This is a genomic window from Okeania sp. SIO2C2, assembly GCF_010692625.1.
Lineage (GTDB): Bacteria > Cyanobacteriota > Cyanobacteriia > Cyanobacteriales > Microcoleaceae > Okeania > Okeania hirsuta.
The window spans coordinates 21,245-38,286 of the sequence record NZ_JAAHGM010000004.1 but is presented as its reverse complement, the minus strand read 5'-3'; the positions used below and the strand labels follow the sequence as shown (position 1 = coordinate 38,286).

Here is a 17,042-nt window from a genome sequence, read left to right as displayed (position 1 = left end):
GTTTGCTTCTCATAACTATCGTTAACGCCCCTACTTAAGCCGACTGTGTAGGGGCACTTTGACTTGTCCCCAAAGAGTATATCTTTGGTCAGCTAAGAAAAAACTAAGCAACATGGATTTATCGGTGTTGCGTAGTATCAACTTAGAATCCCCGTGACTGACCTCCGGGGAGTAGTCAATATTTGATATTGAGCTAACTTACACTTATGAATCCTGATCATCTGACTCAGCTACTACAAAAAGGATTTCGTGTCACCTTGGGGGCTACATCCTTTTTCATAGAAACTGTACAAGACTCTAGTAAGCGAGATGAAAATTTGAATAAATTAAGTACTGATTTCAATCAACTAACTGAGGAATGGGCTGATAGAGGAGAGATGACTGAGCAAGAAGCTAGGAACTTTGTTGATACAATTTTGAATCAACAAAATACTCAGGTCAATACTGATAGTACAACGGCTTCTTCCACTCCTACTTCTACTTCTTCTTCTGGTGTTGTGTCATCAGACCTACAAGAAGATTTGCTAGAGTTAACTCAAGAAATTGCTGGTCTACGAGCTGATTTACAGAAACTTCAGGAGTCAAACTCTCAAAACTGATAATACATTACCGAAAAATTGGGTAGTTACGCCTCGCCCTTGTAGGGCGACTTTGTTATTTGAAAGTAAGTAGGGCTTGCTGAAAAAGTCTTATGTGCGAAGGTAGGAGAAATGAGAAATGAGAAATGAGAATTTAGAGGAGGTAGGAGTAAGAATTGTACTTTGATGTTTCTGCCCAACTATGAGCCTAAAATACGCTCTATGCATGAGCATGAAGAGCTGAAACAGGCGCACTTTTTTTGACCTCAAAAAGGCTGAAATATTATTTATATATCAATGCTTTTAGATTTAATCAGCAAGCTCTAAGTAAATGGAATATATGCTACATTATATTATTTATTTAGTTTCTGGGCTGGGAGTACGCCTCCTCCAGAGGAGCTGCGCTAACGCAAATTCTAAATGGATATGAAGAAAAAGCACAACCCATCCCAATCTCCTCACGGGAAAGGAGTAAGAGGGATGGGTGAAGCAGCCTTAAGAAGCGTCAACCTGCCGAGGAATTAAGGTTCGGTTTTGTTTCTCCACAACTTTAGGCTGGAGAGGATGTCAAAATATCTCTATTTGGATGAATCTTATCCGTTTCGTTTATTTAGGGATTAAAAAGTCTTTATAAATTATAATAAAATACTATACCTAACCCAGCTAATAGTTTAATTTAGCTGAGTTAGTTTTTTTTAGTCGTTTTCCCATTTTTCGTTGCCTATTAGGTCAGCAATTCGGTCTCTAAGTAGAAAGTTACATTTTTCCAACTCACCTTCTACACAAGCCCATTCTCTGACAGGAATGTATTGGCAGAGAGTATAAATAGGTTGCTGACGTCCAAGAACTCCTTTTTGTACAAGTTCTTTTGCTTCATCCCTGATGATGTCTAAAGAATATTGAACTGTGGTGTAAGTCATAGTCACCCTTTTTTTTTAGCGTAGTTTGAGTAATTTTCGGCGCTATTAATAATATAGAACAAAAATCCGGATTATGAATGTTAATTTTTTCAGTATACAGAGTTACAATTTGTTATGTTCTTTTGATAAGAATTCTAAAAGTCATAGAACCAAAACATTTCTTTTACTGTTGGTCTAAATTACAACTATGTACTCTGAAATACTATCTACAAAGTCACTAATTGACGATTTCTCTAGCCTCCTGACCTTAAACAATCGTCTCCATATATCATTTTCATGTTTTTTTGTCAATAGTTAGGCGAGTTTTATTAGATTTTAGAGAAATACTTGTAAATTTGTAAATCTTTGAAATAAAAGCTTTAAAGCGATCGCTTGGGCTTGTGGCATTTGTCCATAGCAAAAGACATAAGGTATATCTGATGACAGTTTAGGTAAAAACTGTTTCAATGTATACTGACTACCGTATATGATCAGACCCTGTAATTCACTATTTATTAATAATTTCTTAATTAAATCTTGAGATGCTTGTGTTAGACTAGCTATTTGACTAAACGCACTACCACGAATAAATAGTTGTAGTAAAGTCAAATGATTGGGGGCAAGAGCTTCTGGGATTTCTGAATTAATGTCAATCATTTGTAGTTGGTAACCAAATTGTCTGGGGAGAGCTACTGCTGGAGTATGATTACCTAAAAAAGCACTGTTGAGTATATCATCTACAAAAACTAAATTGCGTAAATGCTTGACATTTGGTTTTGGTGGGAGATAACTTCCTCCTACTTGCAGAGAATCATGCAAAATCTTAGTTACAGTTTCTTGTGCCTGTGGTTGCTCCAACTTGTCAACTAAATGGTATGTAGGGGCTGAGAAATTTTCTGACCCTTTCTCACTTCCTGGTTGCCAGGTAGGATAAACTTTAGTCTTAACTTGCCAAATTCTTTGCAAAGATTCATCAATCCGTGATTCAGAAATACGGCCTTGACTAACTGCATGACAAACAGCATTAATAGTAACCTCTGCATCTAAAGGCATTAGTAAAATATCTGCACCAGCTTCTACAGCTAAAACCGAAGCCTCTGCCAAACCATAACGATTAGCGATCGCCCCCATAAGCAAAGCATCGGTCACCACTAATCCATTAAAACCCAATTTTTGGCGCAACTGACCTGTTAAAATTTTATGGGATAGAGTGGCAGGTAGTTCCGAGTCCCAAGCAGGAATCAACAAATGGGCACTCATCACAGAATCCACTCCAGCAGCGATCGCCTCTACAAAGGGAAGCAATTCAATTTCTGCCAGTCTACTTTCTGAGTGGGGTAAAACAGGCAATTCAAAATGAGAATCAACCGTAGTATCCCCATGACCAGGAAAATGTTTAGCAGTAGTCAAAACTGGATATTGTTGAGTCCCTCGAATAAAAGCTGTTGCCAGTTGACCCACTAATTCGGTCGTTTCTCCAAAAGCACGAATATTAATCACTGGGTTGCCAGGATTATTATTCACGTCCACCACTGGAGCTAAAATCCAATTTAAACCAATTGCCACAGATTCTTGAGCCGTAATAGTCCCCATAGTTTCAGCATACTCTATAGCTTTTTTGGGGTTTGTTTGAGCAATAGCAGCGATCGCCATTGGTGGAGGAAACCAAGTTGCTCCGGCGAACCTTTGACCTACTCCTTCCTCAATATCAGCAGCCAAAAGTAGGGGAATTTTTGCCCAAGACTGAAGCTGTTGGATGCGAGTTGCCAAGTCTATAGCACTCCCATCCACAAAAATTACTCCTCCAACACCCAAGTCTTGCAGCCAATATTTGAGCTTATTGGTGGGAGGTTCCCAGTCTGGATAACGAATTTGATTGTCAAATAGGTTGCCGGAAGCTCTAACTACAACCATCTGAGCAACTTTTTCTGCTAAATTCATAGTTTAGTGATCGGGATTTTAGGAATGGGTAATTAACAGCCTTCTCCTGACGCAGACGTTGTGCGAAAAGCTGAAAGTCAGTCATCAGGAGGACCGAGTCAGTAGAATGTTTTGGCTTTTCTCCGATCATCTGGCTCCTGATACCGAAGCTTTATGGGGTATAAATTCCCATCCAATTGATTCTGTCTCCTGTCTTCTGTCTCCTGACTCCTTCTTCAATCTATTCCGTCTGAAGTAAGTTTTTCTATATTCTGAGAATCTGATTCTGTAGGATTTTCCGTTGCCTGTTGTTGACGTTCTTCAGAAAGCTGGTTTAAAAGTGATATAATTTGAGTCCCACGTTCTAGAGAGCGGTCTTCGACAAAGATAACTTCTGGAGTCCGACGCAGACGTATCCTATGACCCAATTCCCTGCGAACGTAGCCAGTAGCAGATTTTAGACCTTCCATAGTTTGGAATCTTACTTCCTCAGATCCATAGATACTAACAAATATTTTAGCGTGTTGTAAATCTCCAGAAATATCTACATCTGTGATGCTGACCATACCAATACCTACACGGTCATCTTTGATACAATGGAGCAACATCTGGCTGACTTCCCGCTTGATTAATGAAGCAACCCGGGAAATGCGGCGATCTGTAGCCATGATAATTACCCCCTACAATTTGATACTTGACTATATCTATTCTAATACTTCCGATAAATTTATGTAAACTTATGGCTGCTTTGGAGAATGAAGTTGGTTAATACCCAGGCTGTAATTTTTTGATTTTGAACTTTTTCTTCATAACTAAGTGTTAGAGTAGTCATTAGTGAGGACATTGCATCCAATATTTCTACAAGGCAAGGGAAGTAGGGTTATTTGTCAAATTTGATCTATATTCTCAATATGTTAGAAATTAGGCAAAACGTTACATATAGTTAAGTTTTAACTATAGTGGCACACTATGTATAAGGTTAATGTGTAAGTACACTGATAGAATAGAACTGTTTTATGGGTTTTTAATTACTGCTAATTTAGAACCTCTTTGTATCTTGATTGTGTAAATTTTTATCATACACTTATCTGCAAACCACTATATTTGGGGGTATTAGAAATGGAGAAAGAATTTTCTATTGGTCAGAAAGTAAGGTTAGCTATTCAACCACCATACATCAAAACTGCTGAATCAATGCCGATATTACGTCCCCCTGATATTGTACGTTTGGGTGAAGTAGGAACTGTTTTGAGTCACAAACCAGGAAATTATTGGGCTGTTCGTTTTGAGAAAGGAGCATTTCTCATAGATGGTCAATATATAGAAGCTGCGACAGTTGATGCTGAAACTGCCCAGCCACATCATAATCATCATATGGAAGAAGATACTGCTAAAATAAGTCCACCTTCAGAATCGTAGACTTATCTGAGAAGTTCTTCCAGATTACCAATAGTTCCCTTTACTTTGTCTACGATTTCATTGATTTTACCTACGTCTATGTGCATTTCTTCGGTAGGATATTTCTCTAGAACTTCCAGGACTGATATTCGATTGTCATCTGCTGCTGCTAAGATTATGGAAGAACGTAAGGCTTTGTCGCTTTCGTAATTGTGTCTGGTCTGAACTACTTCCGCAATACCTTTGGTTAAATTTTGGCCAAGGTTACTATAAAGCACTTTGGCTAAGTTACTAACATTAGCTCCCACTTCTAATGTCATTAAGCCACGAACTGTATTAGGATTAATTTTCGATATTCCGAGGGCTTGGGAAATTGTTTTGGTAGTTTTGCCTGTTTCTGCAAATACTCGCAGATCCTTGACTTTGATTGATGCTGTTATTGGGCCAACCAGCTTGATTACTATTTTTTGTGTGGCGATGGCGCTTTGACTGGAGAATATAACTCCAGCGATCGCTCCTAAGATAATTAATGGACTACGAGATAGCATATTTGGTAATTGCATATTTAGTCTTCAATTATATTTTAATCTAAGCAATTGAATACACATTTATGAATAATTTGTCAATCTACAGCAATCCTATTTTATTTGTGTCAAAAATCTTACTGCTTTTTAGGGAACAGGGAACAGGGAACAGGGAACAGGTAAGAGTTTCAGTTTTTTTATTTACTTTTTGATTACCCGCAACCTATGCGCGGATTGCTATATAGTATAATTTTTAATTGTCATATTTGTTCTTTGTTTTAATCAAGATGTTTTGATATATTTCATCTTAACAATTATGGGTTTAATCAGGGGATATTTCTTTTTTTCTGGGATTTATTTTGACGATTTTTTTCTAGGTGAAAGTCTTGATTTGATTTTGAATAAAATTCAATTCATTATAGCTGTATTTAATTAAGCTATTGCTTCTACTTCACTCTTCCTGAGATTTTTTTCTGATAATCACTACATATAATTATCATTATAGCAGTGGAAGGAAAGGTTAGGAAAAATCAAAAGCTTCAAACTAAGACAATGTAAGATTCTTCCTTCTTCCTTCTTCCTTCTTCCTTCTTTCTTCTTTCTTCTTTCTTCTGCTATAAAGGCCAAATAAAATCCTAACAAAAAAATTTGCCAAATTTTTATTCTGATAATGTGTGTTTGTTACCGCTATAGTGTAGAATACCGAATCAGTTCCTCACAGTCATTTTGGCTTAATAAATTGAACTTAAGCTATGACTATATTACGAAGTTATTTGTGACTGGGCTGAACTTAATCAATATATATACCTATTTTTGATTTAAGTAATTAATTAAATTACTAAAAACCATTCATATGTTGAAAAAATCAGAAGCGATCTCTGGCACTAACCAATGTGGGAGAGAGTCACCACACTTTCAAATTTATTGAAATAGATTGGGTGGTAGTAGTGGAATTTAAGTATTTTTTTTGAAAAAGTTTTAATAATTATGAATAATAAATCAATATTCAAGTTGAGTAGTCAAATTTTGGGAGCTTCACTATTTTGTCTTGCCACATTTGTACCTAGTGCTTACTCTCAAACCAGTGTAGAAAACTCAGCTTATTATACAAAACCCAGTGAAGTAGATTCACAACAATTTCCATCATTAGTATCTAATATTGCCCAACAAGTCACCGTGAGAATTTTTACAGACAACAGTGCTGGTTCTGGAGTAATTATTAAACGGCAAGGTAATACCTACACCGTTGTTACTAATCATCATGTAATTGAGAATAACTCTCATAAACTTTACCCAATTATGAGTGGAGATGGGATGACTCATCAAGCCACCCTAATTTCATCTCCTCAAATGGGTAATTTGGACGTAGCATTATTGCAATTTACTAGTGATCGCCCTTATCAAGTTGTAGAAATTGCCAACAGTAATCTACTTTCAGTAGGAGAAACTGTTATTGCAGCAGGTTTTCCCAATTGGCATCAACCAGACTCCTTAGAAATGAGTAGTACCCGTGCTTGGGGTAGTCGTGCTTTTCAGTTAACTTTAGGAGCTGTAGAAATGTTACCCAGTCGCACCCTCAGCCAAGGATATCAATTAGGTTATACCAATGATATTAAAAGTGGCATGAGTGGTGGACCGATTTTAAACAATAAAGGTCAGTTAATTGGTATTAACGGGCGCTCAAAATATCCCATCGCTGGAATTGGAGCATTTAATTTTGTAGATGGCTCTCAACCATCTGTCGAGCAGTTCAAAAAAATGGAATCTCTAAGTTGGGGTATTCCAGTTTATAGAATTATCAATTAATTAAAAGCCCAAGTTACTAAAAGTCTACAGACAAAGAATCCCACTTTTCATCAAACCATTGTTTCTCACTTTTCCATTTCGGGTCTCTACTTTTACGCATTTGGAGGTTAATGCTATTCGTGACATCATCTAGTGTACTTCTAGATAATCCATGTCTACCTCTAGTAGTAGATTCTTGAGTTAAACTCGTACTTCTATCCTTGGGTAAACTATTAGCACTGGTACTCAACAATTGTTCTGAGGAACCTGTAACATTTATGACTGACTTTTCTTGAGCTTTTGTGGGAGTAGCACTTAAGCTAACAGCACAAAACATTGTTAATGTTGCAGTAAATAAAGTCTTAGTAGTTGTAACTTTCATTTTTTTTCCTCTTGACAATTGATTGAGATTCTTTAGGTAAACAAATTAACGCTAATGCGCTCTTTTATTATCCCATAATTAACTACTTTTTTAGAGGCTACTTAATTTTAGAAAGTATAATTTTGAGAATGAAATTAGAAATTAGTTAATAAAGTAGTTAAAACAGACACAAACTTAGAGAAAACTAAGCCATTAGTGCCTGAGAATATCGTCTACAGATTTTGATCGGATATTTCCTATTTATTATAGTTTTAATTGAGAAGAGAAGCTTATTTTCAACTAGCCTTTTCTCAACATTATCCAATCTAAATAGTTCAGCAACTAGATAGTTCAGAAATAAGGAATGAAGAGGGAAAATTTATTTGCTTACTTATCCCCTCAACATCTCTACTAAAACCATTTACTTATTCGTAGATAGGTTCGTCACTAGCAGTACCTTGTCCGAAATCCTTAAATTGAGTGATAATCTCTTCTGATTTCTCACGATTTCCTGGCTTTAATGTGAATACTACATTATCGAAGCTAGGCTCTTCTTCTGGAGAAACATAAACTACTTGCTCATAGTTTACAACTCCAATGTTGCTGATATCTGCAAAAGTTTCCATTCCCAGGGCATAAGCAAGGTTAGTTAGACGAGTGCTAACAGATTGACAACGACGGTCAGGAGTATAAGCACCTTTGGGATGGTCGGAAGAGAGAGTTGCAGTCCACACAATCATTGGTTTAGAGGAGACTTGAATAACTTCTCGTTTGACTAGGGGATATCCGCCTAAAAGTCCAGGCTCACTTGTATCCCGTGTTTCACGAACTATTTGAGGAACAGTAGCATATTGATTTTCTGCAGCGTTTACTGAAACACAAGTAAATACTACTTTGTCAGTAGTTTCTAATTGTTCTGCTTTGGCTTCTGATTGAGGTATGAAACCCCAGAGACCAACGGTTGCTAAGATACCTACTAGGGAAACTTTTAATTGGTTGTTCACAATCTTGACCTCTGAAACTTAATATCTACATTTGGTAGAGAAGTTATTTGTTTTTTCTCCATACTTTTACATTAGAGGAACTGCTTATTCTTGTCAGTAAGAATAAAGTAATCTTTCAAAACATACTTTTTAGGTAAGAAGTGATAAAAAAGTAATATTATTAGCTTTTTGTCTATTATTTTACTGATTTTATGTATCGGTTTTGCTAGATAGAATTGATTGGTTTATGAATTCCATATTAACTCAAATTTCAGTTTTTGCAACCCTTAATATCTAAATTTAGATCGTAATTTAAACTAGGTAAAGATTTGAAGTAGAAAATTATATAGATTAAATGTACTTTAAGTTAAGGGAACAGGGAATAGGGAATAGGGAACAGGGAAAGATGATAAATCTCTTTTCTCAAAAGGAATTGGTATAATAAGATTTTCATCTTGGTGGGTTACATCTGTGGCGGGTAAGATGCCCGCACTACAAAGACTTTATCATTAATATATGTACCCCATATACCTGCAATCTGCTGTAAATGCTGAAAAACTGTTCTTCCTTTTTCCTTCTTCCTTCTTCCTTCTTTTTTCTTCCTTCTTCCTTATTTCTAATCACTATTTACAAACTGCAAGTAAGAATTACTCAGTTCCTTTACTGCCAACTCATAAAACTGCTTACCATGTTCAGGGGTTGCTAATGCAGGGTTTGAACCCATCCGACCATCAGGATATCGGTAACGGAAATTAGCAGCACCATATATGGGATAACCACTAGCTACATCTTCTGAAAGTGGTGCTACTTTAATAGCTTCTGGATAAACATACTGAGTTAAAGCTACTTCACTAGGTGTAGCGTGAGAACCTTCTCCATCGCCATATAATTCTTTAGCTAATTTATAAACTGAGCTACACATAAACCAGTTTCCTACCTTACACTTGACCAACTCCCCATTGGCAATATTTAGATCAGCCAAATGAGCATAAGTTTCTGAGAAGGCAGCCTTCAGAGTTGCAATATTGCCTCCGTGGCCATTGATAAAGAAAAATTTGGTAAACCCAGACCTAGTTAAACAAACTATATAGTCACGAATTACTTGAATCATGGTACTAGGTCGCAGACTGATTGTACCTGGGAAACCAGTATGATGTAATGCCATACCTACATTAATCGTCGGTCCGACTAATGCTCCAACTGATTCTCCCACACCTTTAGATATAACTTCTGCACAAATAGCATCTGTGCCAATCAATCCTGTTGGTCCATGCTGCTCCGTAGAGCCTATTGGCAGAATAATACCTTGAGATTGACCCAAATAAGTTTCGACTTCAGACCAGGTACTTAATTGTAGTAACATTTTTTAATTATTTATACTTTTTATCTTAAATATAAGTAGGAGAATTAATCAAACTTTAAATAGAAATTAATTTGTTAAATATAACCTAAATTTCTCAATCTTGACATTTCAATGGTTAAAAACTGTTCCGGAACAAAAATGGGGATGTTTTTTACTCCTAAATTTCTCAATCTTGGCATTTCAATGGTTAAAAACTGTTCCGGAACAAAAATGGGGATATTTTTACTCCTAAATTTCTCAATCTTGACATTTCAATGGTTAAAAACTGTTCCGGAACAAAAATGGGGATATTTTTACTCCTAAATTTCTCAATCTTGGCATTTCAATGGTTAAAAACTGTTCCGGAACAAAAATGGGGATATTTTTACTCCTAAATTTCTCAATCTTGGCATTTCAATGGTTAAAAACTGTTCCGGAACAAAAATGGGGATATTTTTACTCCTAAATTTCTCAATCTTGGCATTTCAATGGTTAAAAACTGTTCCGGAACAAAAATGGGGATATTTTTACTCCTAAATTTCTCAATCTTGGCATTTCAATGGTTAAAAACTGTTCCGGAACAAAAATGGGGATATTTTTACTCCTAAATTTCTCAATCTTGACATTTCAATGGTTAAAAACTGTTCCGGAACAAAAATGGGGATATTTTTACTCCTAAATTTCTCAATCTTGACATTTCAATAGTGAAAAACTGTTCCGGAACAAAAAGGGGATGTTTTACCCCTCCTATCGGAGCTATGAGTCAGCAAACGGCCGAAAGCTTGCCCATAACTATCGTTAACGCCCCTGCAGATTGTGTATAATTTGATATGCGTGTGTAAGTGCTGTATATGTACCAATTTTTCGGCTGATAGCTAGGGCGTGTCATCAATTAAATCTGAAAGTGCTATGTAGCAAGAGTTTTGAACTTTTGGCCTGGAAATACTCCAGACGCTAAAAACCTTGACTCACAAAGCTTATAGTTCTAATTGATGACAGACTCTAGGGCGTGTCATGAAAAAATAATTTAACCTTTTGATAACCTTGAGTTAACTTTTGTTTAACCTATTAGACATAATATAAGGACATCCAAGTTTTGTATCCAGCACAACAATGCAATATGGAAGTGGGCAATGCTTACTAACTTGATACCTCTCCCAAAAAACGACCAATGGCCTGACAACAGAGCAGGCCCCGCTATTTCTACTATTAGTATAGCAACAGCAATATTTCAAAGTCAGAATGCGTTGTATAAATGGATAAAAAATCCAGTGCTTTTAGCTGTTGGATGGTTGAGCATTAATGAAGTTAATTAGCTACAAAATTAGCGATCGCCTAAATTTTCACCTCAGGCAACATTAATGATTTACTGTCAAACACATCAAAAGTGATATTTATGTTTTCCCCCGATCTAAGCGAAAGTTTTTTAAAGCCTCCTATCGTTAGAACAACTAGCAAAGTTTTGCTATTAGAATCTGAAGAGCTATTTCGGGATATGTTAGCTTTAGCTCTAGAAGAACAAGGTTGTGAAGTAGTTATTGCTCCAGACGGATGTAGTGTAATTCCTACGGTTCAGAATTTTTCATCCATTCAAAGTGAACCTTCTTTCAATCTTCTAATTCTTGACTCAATTAATGGTTTAGACCTATGTCGGATGTTGAGACATCAAGGCAATTCTATACCAATCATGATTTTAGGAGCAAGAGGCAGTGCGAATAATTGTGCTTTTTATTTAGAAGCTGGAGCGGATGATTATTTGACTAAACCTTTTGGGATGCGGGAATTTATGGCTCGTTGTCGGTCTCTGATGCGTCGCCAACGTCTAGGTCAACTACCTCAACCAATTATGCTCCAGTACAAAGATATAGTTCTTTATCCAGAAGAGTGTCGAGTAACTGTTAGAGGTCAAGAAGTGAAAATTTCCCCCAAACAATTTCGCTTACTTGAGCTATTTATGAGTTATCCACGCAGAGTTTGGTCTCGTGAGCAATTATTAGAACAAGTTTGGGGACCAGATTTTATTGGGGATAGTAAAACTGTTGATGTTCATATTCGTTGGTTACGGGAAAAATTAGAGTTAAATCCTAGTAAACCAGAGTATGTTGTTACAGTTAGAGGTTTTGGATATCGATTTGGGTGACATACTCCCGACTTTGAGACAAGCTACAAAGTGGGCTACGAGCGCGACTCTACTATGTAGACATAAACTGAGCCAACAAGGAGTCCGGCCTCGTCCAATTGATTTAGAATAGGCTCAATTGAGTACTTTTATATGATTCAAATTTGATTGGTGCATTACTAGATTTTATAATCCCTGGCAATTTCCTGAAAATAGTGTGATGATAGAAGTTAGAAAATAACTGACAACTGAGTATAGCGTTATTTCGATCCCGACTTTGAGTCATCCCTAATGGTTGCCAAGTCAAGAAAAAGAAAGCGCAAAATAAATACTCTTATGAGTAGGCCATAAATAAGTAAAAAAATAGCGCTTTGGGGATTTTCCTCGAAGCATTGCGTTAGCGAAGCGGCGCGTTAGCGCGATACCGCCTGCGTTGATGGTTTCGCTGTCACGTTGCTATGAACGGTTTTCCCGACTTTTGCCGGGAATTGCCGGGCTTGATGTATCTGGTAGCAAGTCTTTAATCAATACTTTGGCTCTATTTTTAATATTAATTGCAGTATTTAAGTCTCTACCAATTGATAAATTACAGTTAAGACATTGATGCTGTCTTTGAGCCAAAGTTTTCTTGACTTTATGCCCACAATTACTACATTCATTTGACGTTCCATGAGGTTTAACTTCTACAATTAACTGACCAGCTTTTTCCTCTTTTAGAGGAGCTTCGCTAACGGCTTTGTTAGTTAATATAGTCTTGAAGTTTCCCCAACCTGCATCATGTACAGACTTAGCTAATCTAGATTTAATCATGGCTTTGATGTTTAGCTTTTCTACTGCAATAATGTCATATTTAGATAATAAATTATTAGCAGTTTTAAAGTGAAAATCTTTTCTAGTATCAGCTACTTTTCTATGTTTCTTGGCTAATTGTTTAATTGCTTTTTGTCTACGTTTAGAACCTTTCTTTCTTCTGGACACTTTCCTTTGTGCTGACTTGAGTTTTCCTTTGCTGACGCAAAGCTTCGCTAACAGACTTTCTCAGGTATTTAGGAGCTGCAATTGATTCATTATCAGAAGTAACAAAGAAATCTATAAGACCTACATCTATACCTACCATTTCACCTCGTTTAATATCTGGTTTAATTTCAGGTACAGACTTGTCTTCTAAGCTGAAAGTGACAAAAAAACCATTAGATTTCCTAGTGACTGATACTGTTTTGATAGTAAATCCGTCTGGGATAGGTCTATGCACAATCACCTTAACATCACCAATTTTAGATAATTTGACTTTGTTATTAACAAAATGATGTTGTTTAAATTGAGGATAAGTAAATGTTTTATACTGACCTTTTCCTTTTAATCTTGGTTTACCTAATCCTTTACCATTAATATCGCCTTTTAACCATCTATCAAAAGCTAATTCAACTCTTTTTGACACTTCTTGTAAAACTTGGGAATGAATCTCTTTGTACCAAGGTCTATCTACCTTTAATTGAGTTAATGACTTTTGCTGACTAAATCTTGTTGCTTGGTCTTTAAGAGCGGGAAGATGACATATCAGAGGACAAGAATTAATCGGGCAACGATTCTGCTCCCACCAATCAAACCTTTCTGCCAACATATAGTTATATTGACACCGCAACATATCTAATGTCTTGTTTATTTTTTCTGCTTGCTCTTTCGTTGGACGCAGCTTGTATTGGTAGGCTATTCTCATCTATCTTTTCCTTTTCGACCACATATCTATGAAAATAGTTTGTGTACATAAATGCAACATATAATTATGAAAGAATCATTACATTGTCGAATAAGCAAAGAAAGATTAGATAAGTTGAGATTATATGCAGTAAAAAAACAGAAAACAATGACGCAGGTAATCAGTGATTTCATAGATAATTTACCGAAAAATTGGGTTTAAAGCCTCGCCCTTGTAGGGCGACTTTTTATTTGAGCATGCAAGTGAATTGAATATATGCTATTGTGTCATTAGTTGCCGGGGGGCACTCGGAAACTCTAAACGGACGTGGAGGGAAGCGTTAGACTACCGCCAAGGAAGCAGCACCCGGTGAAGCGTCAACCCGCCGAGGAGCTACGGCTTAGTAGGAATCCCCACGCCTTTAGGCCGGGGAGGATGTCAACTGATGATATTGAAGATAAACGTTTAGAAGTAGACAAAATGATTCAGGGCTAGGACGCATTTATCCCGACACCAAGTCAACTATGGTGCGGGACTTCTGCTAGACAAAGTTAAAAAAACTTTTCGGGTTATTTTTACCGAATAATTAAGGTAAAATGCCTCTCCTTTAAAGGAGAAACAAGCGGTCGTTTGCGGAGCAGTCCGTTAGGATGGGATGGCGCCATTCGGAGCGGCTCTGATAAGAGCGGGTCTCCTCGCCATATCCAATCGACCAAGAGAGAAAAAATTTTCCTTTTATTCAATCCTCTCCCTAAAAGGAAGAGGTAATTATCAATTATCCATTATCAATTATCAATTATTGAAACGAGTCCTATTAGTAAAGGTAAGGAAAAAGGGAGAATAGAAAGAGCAATTATTAGGCATCTCCAAAATTAAAAATAAAATCAATTATTATCCATAAATTATCAATTATTTCTCCCTGTTGCCTGTTGCCTTTTGCCTATTCCCTGAAAATGCCTATTTGCTAAACAAACTTAACTGACTCTCTGAATTTTCTGCCGATAAATCTACTCCATCTGATAGTAATTTAGCAGCAGCTTCTAACATTTCTTCCTGAATATCTTGAATATCTTCCCGACTTTCTAAATAAGTTTTTAATGCTTTTAATGGATGGATACTATTATCTTTTGCCAATTCTGGTAAACGAGGTCTTGCTAACTGACTGACTAATTCTGGTTGAATAGTATAAGTATGTGCCTCACTTAAAGCTTGATGTAATACTCCATTTTCAATCAAATCTAACTGCTCGGAACGTAACTGATAAATCAACCGCACTACAGCATCTTTTATCTGAGTTTTACTAATAGATTTTAACAATTCAGCTTGTGGATTTTCTGCTTCGGAAACATTAACTTTAATAGTATAAAAATTTCGCACAGGCAAAGAACAAAATTCCCATTTAACAGCACCTTTCTCTAATTCAAGCAAAACAAAACCTTTCTCTTCTTTCTCCTCACTAAAATCTACTCTTTCAATACTACCTGGATAAATAATTGGTGGATTATTAGACTTATTCAAATTTTGATGTTTATGAACATGACCTAAAGCTACATAATCAAAACAATCACGATTTAACAAAGAAACAGGAATATTAAAACCCTTACCCACAGCCAAAAAACGTTCCGCACCTAAACTCGCCCTATCTGCCATTAAATGAGCTAAAAGTACCGTCGGAATTTCTGGATTTAATTGGCGAATTTCTGCTTCTAATACCAACTTCAATTTTTCAATTAATAACTCATTAACCTTACCCATAGATAAACTTTCAGTCTCAGATTTTGTCATCAAACTAGAAGCAGTTAACCAAGGCAAAGTAATAATCTGAATAGCACCACTTTTAGTTTGAATATTGTGAGTTTCTAAGCGATCGCCTACCACTACTCCAGGTATTCCTAAAGTACTATAAATACCTAAACTTGCCCCTCCTTGACCCTGGGAATGTTGGTCGTGATTTCCTACTAATAATACTGTGGGAATTTGAGCATCTACTAAACGACGTAATTCACGAGAAAAAGCTTGTTTTATGTATGGCGCGGGAGTAGCATCTGGAAAAGCATCTCCACCAAATAATACTAAATCGACTGGTTCGGAAATTGCTCTATCTATACAAAGTTTTAGACTAGAAATAAAGTCTTCGAGACGAGTGTTTAAACCTGTTTTGGGGTTGATACGACCGTGGGAAAAACCACTACCAATATGAATGTCAGAAAGATGAATAATTTTAATCATTTTGTTTTATTTAGGGAATAGGGAGTAGGGAGTAGGAAGTAGTAATTCGGGAAATAGGGAAGGCAAAACACAGATTTTTGACACGGATTCACGGATGATTAGATGGAACATTATTTATAGAACTTCTAAAGGTGTTGTTTTTCTTGATATTCTTTTCTACAATATTTGGTAGTGCAGAGCGCAAAGTGTGGGATAAGTAATTATATCATTCCAGTCCCAAGGGGCGATGGCCAACCCCGATCTTTGGGCAGCAGTATTTTTCTTGCGACTATGAACCCAAATCCAATTAAAGTAGGCGATACGCCTGACGCCACGCTCCGCGAACGCTAACCTAATTGTGATCTTTGTCTGTTCCCCTTCCTGACCAAATTTATTCTGGGGTGCGATGCCACCGACCTATCTGCTTTCTGACATTCCCTTTAGCGCTCTAGTTGTTGAGTCTGGTCTTTACCGATGATCTGCTGGACTTCTGGGGGCCAAACTCGTTGAGACCCACCCCAATCATCTGTATGCCACTGTTGACAATTAGTTTTCCCTTCTGTGTTGGCGGTTAATTCTAGGGTGAACTGGTCACTGTGTTTTCCGACTAAGCGTGGCCAAAATCAATCCACGTTCTGGATGCTTGAGTCATCCCCATCCCACAATCCCCTTGTGTCAATTCATTGATCTGAGAGTTTTTTTGTGTCTTGAGTGCGTCTTACATTCTGGGAAGACCCCAGAATTACCCACTCGCTTTTTTTGGACGAATGACCAAAACTCGTCACTGCTGATTTGTGAGGTATTGATATTCTCGACATCAGCTAGATCAATCATTTGTCCTTTTTGAGAAGCAGCTGTTACTAAACTAACTACCGTATGATCAGCTCAATTCACCCTTTCGACTCATCCCTCTTCAACTACTGCCCTCAACGTCAGCGAGTAGAACCATGGGCATCTGTTCAGGTTGAATTTTTCTACGATGGTAGAGAGTATCAAAAGTATCGGTGTTTGCCCAGTATTCCGCAGGAAAAGTTTGTCGGCATTCAAGACAATCATATCCTTGACTTCCTTTACTGGTCTTTCCATGTTTATGAGTTTTCTGATGGCCACAGAGAGGACATTCCATGATCATAGAAAGTGTTTAAGGACAATAATTATATTACCATTCCCACACTTTCGCACAGGCACTACCCAATATTTTTGATTGCAATCAAAAATATACTATTTTT

At 36.9% G+C, this 17,042-nt stretch carries 15 protein-coding genes and 1 pseudogene; 5 read left to right on the top strand and 11 right to left on the bottom strand.

What is annotated here, in order from left to right:
- The first annotated feature begins 206 nt into the window (after positions 1-206).
- Positions 207-599 (top strand): hypothetical protein, encoded by a 393-nt coding sequence (locus F6K18_RS03815; protein ID WP_287518819.1) that lies wholly within the window; start codon positions 207-209, stop codon positions 597-599.
- 674 nt (positions 600-1,273) lie between these two features.
- On the opposite strand, the gene F6K18_RS03810 is transcribed toward F6K18_RS03815, so the two are convergent.
- The 3 genes from F6K18_RS03810 to rbfA all read right to left on the bottom strand — a co-directional run bounded on the left by F6K18_RS03810 (position 1,274) and on the right by rbfA (position 4,065).
- Positions 1,274-1,498, bottom strand: a complete 225-nt coding sequence (locus F6K18_RS03810) for a DUF4327 family protein (protein WP_124147504.1) — start codon at positions 1,496-1,498, stop codon at positions 1,274-1,276.
- A 315-nt stretch (positions 1,499-1,813) separates the two neighbouring features.
- A complete protein-coding gene (locus F6K18_RS03805; RefSeq protein WP_287518818.1) occupies positions 1,814-3,418 on the bottom strand; it encodes a glycoside hydrolase family 3 N-terminal domain-containing protein in 1,605 nt (534 codons plus the stop codon).
- A gap of 215 nt (positions 3,419-3,633) precedes the next feature.
- A complete protein-coding gene (gene rbfA / locus F6K18_RS03800; RefSeq protein WP_287518816.1) occupies positions 3,634-4,065 on the bottom strand; it encodes a 30S ribosome-binding factor RbfA in 432 nt (143 codons plus the stop codon).
- A gap of 451 nt (positions 4,066-4,516) precedes the next feature.
- Between rbfA and sipA the strand changes: the two genes are divergently transcribed.
- Positions 4,517-4,816: a regulatory protein SipA gene (sipA, locus tag F6K18_RS03795; RefSeq protein ID WP_287518813.1), complete on the top strand. Its 300-nt coding sequence runs from the start codon at positions 4,517-4,519 to the stop codon at positions 4,814-4,816.
- 2 nt (positions 4,817-4,818) lie between these two features.
- Here the strand turns inward: sipA and F6K18_RS03790 are convergent, their stop codons facing one another.
- Positions 4,819-5,358, bottom strand: a complete 540-nt coding sequence (locus tag F6K18_RS03790; protein WP_287518810.1) for an alpha/beta hydrolase — start codon at positions 5,356-5,358, stop codon at positions 4,819-4,821.
- 948 nt (positions 5,359-6,306) lie between these two features.
- Between F6K18_RS03790 and F6K18_RS03785 the strand changes: the two genes are divergently transcribed.
- Positions 6,307-7,125: a serine protease gene (locus F6K18_RS03785; RefSeq protein ID WP_287518808.1), complete on the top strand. Its 819-nt coding sequence runs from the start codon at positions 6,307-6,309 to the stop codon at positions 7,123-7,125.
- A gap of 16 nt (positions 7,126-7,141) precedes the next feature.
- Here F6K18_RS03785 and F6K18_RS03780 read toward each other — a convergent pair whose 3' ends face one another.
- The 3 genes from F6K18_RS03780 to F6K18_RS03770 all read right to left on the bottom strand — a co-directional run bounded on the left by F6K18_RS03780 (position 7,142) and on the right by F6K18_RS03770 (position 9,811).
- Entirely contained in the window at positions 7,142-7,486 is a 345-nt protein-coding gene (locus F6K18_RS03780; protein WP_287518807.1) for a hypothetical protein, read from the bottom strand.
- Between the two features lie 404 nt (positions 7,487-7,890).
- Positions 7,891-8,469, bottom strand: coding sequence for a COP23 domain-containing protein (locus F6K18_RS03775; protein ID WP_124147497.1), 579 nt, complete (start codon positions 8,467-8,469; stop codon positions 7,891-7,893).
- 595 nt (positions 8,470-9,064) lie between these two features.
- A complete protein-coding gene (locus tag F6K18_RS03770) occupies positions 9,065-9,811 on the bottom strand; it encodes a creatininase family protein (protein ID WP_287518805.1) in 747 nt (248 codons plus the stop codon).
- Positions 9,812-10,923: 1,112 nt separating this feature from the next.
- Between F6K18_RS03770 and F6K18_RS03765 the strand changes: the two genes are divergently transcribed.
- Together F6K18_RS03765 and F6K18_RS03760 are read left to right on the top strand one after the other, a co-directional pair.
- Positions 10,924-11,106, top strand: a complete 183-nt coding sequence (locus F6K18_RS03765) for a hypothetical protein (RefSeq protein ID WP_287518804.1) — start codon at positions 10,924-10,926, stop codon at positions 11,104-11,106.
- An 80-nt stretch (positions 11,107-11,186) separates the two neighbouring features.
- Positions 11,187-11,930 carry a response regulator transcription factor gene (locus F6K18_RS03760; protein ID WP_287518802.1) on the top strand — a complete coding sequence of 248 codons (744 nt, stop codon included), beginning with the start codon at positions 11,187-11,189 and terminating at the stop codon, positions 11,928-11,930.
- 435 nt (positions 11,931-12,365) lie between these two features.
- On the opposite strand, the gene F6K18_RS03755 is transcribed toward F6K18_RS03760, so the two are convergent.
- From F6K18_RS03755 to F6K18_RS03740, 4 genes and pseudogenes are all read right to left on the bottom strand, one after another.
- Positions 12,366-12,887, bottom strand: coding sequence for a transposase (locus tag F6K18_RS03755; protein ID WP_287518800.1), 522 nt, complete (start codon positions 12,885-12,887; stop codon positions 12,366-12,368).
- Positions 12,862-13,626 (bottom strand): transposase, encoded by a 765-nt coding sequence (locus F6K18_RS03750; RefSeq protein WP_287518798.1) that lies wholly within the window; start codon positions 13,624-13,626, stop codon positions 12,862-12,864. The genes F6K18_RS03755 and F6K18_RS03750 overlap by 26 nt, the downstream gene beginning before the upstream one ends.
- Before the next feature lie 936 nt (positions 13,627-14,562).
- On the bottom strand, positions 14,563-15,834 hold the full coding sequence (locus F6K18_RS03745) for an exonuclease SbcCD subunit D (RefSeq protein WP_287518796.1): 1,272 nt from the start codon (positions 15,832-15,834) through the stop codon (positions 14,563-14,565).
- A gap of 156 nt (positions 15,835-15,990) precedes the next feature.
- Positions 15,991-16,945, bottom strand: a pseudogene (locus F6K18_RS03740) (IS1 family transposase).
- Positions 16,946-17,042 lie beyond the last annotated feature (97 nt).